A 1,628-nucleotide genomic window follows, 5' to 3' on the forward strand; every position below is an offset into this window, starting at 1 on the left:
CAGCGGGCCGGCGCGCAGCCGACCGCTGCGCAGCGTGCGGCCGCCCCGGTGACGACCCGGCAGACCACCAGCGCCGCCGGCCGGACCGCCGCATCCCGGACCCCCGGCACGCGGTCCGACACAGGCGACTTCGAACGTCTGATGCAGCGGAACACGGTCGACCCCCGTGTGCTCGAACGGTCCGCCCGTCGGCGCCGGAACCCGATCGTCGGCAAGATCGCCCTCGGGCTCGCCGTCGTCTCCGCAGCGGTCGACGCCAGCGCCTTCGCGGTCTTCATGGGCGGGGACACCACCTTCGCGTTCGGCATCTGCTTCGTGGTGGTCTTCCTCACCCTCATCGCGGCGGTGCTCGGCTTCATCGCCGCGGTCGGTTCGTTCGGTCGCTGGTACGGCGCGGTCGGGGTCGTGCTCGCGTTCTTCGCGAACCCGGTCATCCTCATCGTGCTGCTCGTCGTCCTCGCCCCCGAGGCCCTGGCCGGCACGTAGCGCTCGCGCCGGGGTCGCACCCCGGCGATACGGTGGGGACATGGCTGCTCCCGTCTCCGACCTGTTCGACCCCGACGTCTGGACCGCCGCTCCGGTCGCGGAGCACTTCACCGACATCACGTACCACAAGCACGTGTCGCAGGGCATCGTCCGCGTGGCCTTCGACCGGCCCGAGGTCCGCAACGCCTTTCGTCCGCGCACCGTCGACGAGCTCTACCGCGCCCTCGACGACGCCCGTCAGGACCCGCACGTCGGCGTCGTCCTGCTCACCGGCAACGGTCCGAGCCCGAAGGACGGCGGCTGGGCGTTCTGCTCCGGCGGCGACCAACGCATCCGCGGCCGCAGCGGTTACCAGTACGTCGGCGACGAGGGCGCCCCGCCGGAGGGCGTCGACCCCGCCGCCGCCCAGGCGTCGATGGGCCGGCTGCACATCCTCGAGGTCCAGCGCCTCATCCGCATGATGCCGAAGGTCGTCATCGCCGTCGTGCCCGGGTGGGCGGCGGGCGGCGGGCACTCCCTGCACGCCGTCGCGGACCTGACGATCGCGAGCGCGGAGCACGGTCGGTTCAAGCAGACCGACGCCGACGTGGGCTCGTTCGACGGCGGGTACGGCAGCGCCTACTACGCCCGCCAGATCGGTCAGAAGCTCGCGCGCGAGGTCTTCTTCCTCGCCGAGGAGTACTCGGCGCAGCGCGCCTACGAGATGGGCGCGGTGAACAAGGTGGTCCCGCACGAGGACCTCGAGCGCGAGGCGATCCGCTGGGGCGAGACGATCCTCGGCAAGTCCCCGACAGCGATCCGCATGCTCAAGTACGCCTTCAACGCGGTGGACGACGGCATGGTCGGCCAGCAGGTCTTCGCGGGCGAGGCGACGCGCCTCGCCTACGCCTCGGACGAGGCGGTCGAGGGTCGCGACGCGTTCCTCGAGAAGCGCAAGCCCGAGTGGACCTCGTTCCCGTGGCACTACTGACCCGCGGGTCCCGACGGTGAGCCGCCCGCTGGTCCCGGTCGGCGCCTCCGACCCGTCGGCGGTGCTGCGCGGCCTGGAGGCTGCGCTCGCCGGCGGTCCCGGTGTCGTGAAGGAGTGGGCCACTATGTGTATAGCTCGCTGCCCGTCGCTTCGTTAAAATACAACACGTCGC

The 1,628-nt window shown here is 71.7% G+C and carries 2 protein-coding genes; both read left to right on the forward strand.

Going from position 1 to position 1,628, the window contains the following annotated elements:
* The coding region (locus D8M35_RS16110) for a hypothetical protein (RefSeq protein ID WP_238638284.1) at window positions 1–486 on the forward strand (486 nt) is incomplete at its 5' end.
* 40 nt (window positions 487–526) lie between these two features.
* Window positions 527–1,456 (forward strand): 1,4-dihydroxy-2-naphthoyl-CoA synthase, encoded by a 930-nt coding sequence (locus D8M35_RS16115; protein WP_126892716.1) that lies wholly within the window; start codon window positions 527–529, stop codon window positions 1,454–1,456.
* Window positions 1,457–1,628 lie beyond the last annotated feature (172 nt).

Origin of the sequence: Curtobacterium sp. HSID17257 (assembly GCF_003989515.1) — a bacterium.
Classification (GTDB): domain Bacteria; phylum Actinomycetota; class Actinomycetes; order Actinomycetales; family Microbacteriaceae; genus Curtobacterium.